The following is a 1,820-nucleotide window of genomic DNA, read 5'->3' as shown; positions in this document are numbered from 1 at the left end:
CGCGCCGCCGCGCCGCCGTCTTCGCCCTCGCAGACGCCGAGCGCGCCCGCCGCGGCCGCGACTGGCATGGCGGCGACGCTGTACACCGGCGATGGCCATCCGCGCCTGCCGGATGGGGTGGCGGTGGATCCGTTCGCGCAGGCGCAGGGCACGCCGCCGGGCACGCTCAATCCGCGCGACGTGGCCAAGTCCAAGCGCCTGCTCGAACGGCCCAACCCGATCGACTACCGGTCGACCCGTTTCGACAAGGACTGGGCCAGCGACGGCACCCTCGGCGACGTCGCCGTGCAGGGCATCGACCGGGCCATCAAGCAGCTGTTGCCCAAGAACACCCATCAGTCGGCGGTGGCGCGGCCGCCGCCGGACGTGCGTTTCAATCCGGCGCTGCACGAGCGCGCCAGCGACCTCGGCAGCGAGGCCACCGGCGATGCCTACAAGGCCGCGCCGATCGCCTTCGAAAAGGCGCCCGGGTTGGATGGCGAAGCCAGCCGGCGGATTCGTCAGGCCCTGGCCGACTTGCAGCAACGCCGCGGCGCCTGCCCGGCGGCGCAGCGCGCGCGCCTGCTGGCGCCGGTGCAGCAGCACCTGGATGCGCTGCTGCAGGTGGAAACCGCCATGGCCAAGGGCGCCGACCCGATCCGCGCGCAGCAACTGCTGCCGCGCGAGGCCGACAGCGCCTACGACCTGGCGCGGCGCGCGCTGTGGTACGCCGATCAGAAGCTGGCGGCGTGTGCGCCGTAGGTGGGCGTGCAGGTCGGAGGACGCATGCAATGGTCGTCGCTGCTTGAATCGCGAAGAGCGGAGGCCGCGAGCGATTCGACCTTGGCAGCAGTCGGGACTGAAGTCCCTCCCACAGTGCGCCCAGACCGTGTGCTGCACGTTCTTGTAGGAACGGCTTCAGGCGCGACGAGCGAAGGCGGTGCGCTATCCGGCCGCTGAAGCAATCGGGACCAACGACCCGCCCACGATGTTCCAGCCAGCGTGCCGCATGCCCCTGTGGGAGGGACTTCAGTCCCGACGCGTGGAGTCTGGTGCCATCGTGGTGTGCAGGAGCCTGGTCGCGGCTGGAGCCGCTCCTACCCAGACCCGTGTCGGAAACAGCGCCGGGCGACAGGCCGTCACCTGCGTCCACGCGCGCTGCGCGATGATGCGCGCCCGCCCTATCCGAGTGTGTTGTCGATGTCGCTTGCCCGTGCCGTGCTTTGCCTGCTGCTGTGCTGTGGCGTTGTCGCCGACGCGGCAGCGCGCACGGTGTACCGCTGCGTGCGCGACGGCACGGTCAGCCTGGCTACCGCGCAGGAACCTGGTTCGCGCTGCACCCCCAGGGAACTGGACGATGCGGCGATCGCCACGCCCAATCTGTGGGGCAACCTCGGCGTGTTCAGCGGCACCCTGTACGAGCGCGAGCAGGACGGGCAATTGGTCTACTCCACGCGCAATCTGCCGGGCTCGCGGCCGTATCTGCGCTTCACTGCGGTCACGCCGCCGGGAGAGGTGGCGCATCCCGGGCTGGGCAAGCTCGGGGCGCCGCAACTGCAGGCGCATGCCAAACAGTTCCGCGCCGCGGCGCGCGCCACCGGGGTCGACGAGCCGTGGCTGCGCGCGATCGCGCATGCCGAGAGCGGCTTCGATGCCGCCGCGGTCTCGCCCAAGGGCGCGCAGGGGGTGATGCAACTGTTGCCCGAGGTCGCCAGGGAGTACGGCGTGCGCGATCCGTTCGCGGCCGACCAGTCCATCGACGGCGGCGCCCGCTACATGCGCGTCTTGCTGCGCCGCTACGCCGGCGATCGGGTGCTGGCCGCGGCGGCCTACAACGCCGG

At 71.4% G+C, this 1,820-nt stretch carries 2 protein-coding genes; both read left to right on the top strand.

The genetic code is table 11. The features are described 5' to 3' along the window. Positions 1-741 (top strand): hypothetical protein (locus D183_RS0120120; RefSeq protein WP_017910584.1); only part of this gene is annotated, 741 nt, incomplete at its 5' end. 438 nt (positions 742-1,179) lie between these two features. Beyond that, positions 1,180-1,820, top strand: a 641-nt coding sequence (locus D183_RS0120115) for a lytic transglycosylase domain-containing protein (protein ID WP_017910583.1), incomplete at its 3' end; no start/stop codon positions are given.

The organism is Xanthomonas sp. SHU 199 (assembly GCF_000364665.1).
In the GTDB taxonomy this organism is placed as follows: domain Bacteria; phylum Pseudomonadota; class Gammaproteobacteria; order Xanthomonadales; family Xanthomonadaceae; genus Xanthomonas_A; species Xanthomonas_A sontii.
Note: the sequence above shows the minus strand (reverse complement) of the source record. Positions and strands in the feature narration are given on the sequence as shown.